The sequence below is a fragment of the Brachybacterium sp. AOP3-A1-3 genome (assembly GCF_052378285.1).
Classification (GTDB): Bacteria; Actinomycetota; Actinomycetes; order Actinomycetales; family Dermabacteraceae; genus Brachybacterium.
This window is the reverse complement of the sequence record NZ_JBQSXM010000071.1, coordinates 1-317: the sequence shown is the minus strand read 5'-3', so window position 1 is coordinate 317 and position 317 is coordinate 1. Positions and strand designations below refer to the sequence as shown.

The 317-nt window shown below is 64.4% G+C and carries 1 protein-coding gene; it reads left to right on the top strand.

Annotated features, from left to right (window positions below):
* Positions 1–69 precede the first annotated feature (69 nt).
* Positions 70–317 (top strand): transposase (locus ACT3T5_RS19630; protein ID WP_444595338.1); only part of this gene is annotated, 248 nt, incomplete at its 3' end.

Below are 317 nucleotides of genomic sequence, written 5' to 3'. Positions count from 1 at the left end.
GGGACTGCCGCACGGATAGGTGACATCTGATCTGGCTTGCCCACTGGGCGGCCTGGAAGGATGTGCACCATGCCTGCTCCCTATCCCCAGGAGTTCCGCGAAGATGTCGTGCGTGTGGCCCGGTCCCGTGAGGACGGCGTCACTCTCGCGCAGATCGCGAAGGACTTCGGCGTCCACGAGATGACGCTGCATAAATGGATCCGTCAAGCCGACATCGATGACGGAAGCCGCCCCGGAAAGACCCGCGAGGACTCCACCGAGCTGCGCGACGCCCGCAAGAAGATCCGGCTGCTCGAGCAGGAGAACGAGGTCCTGCG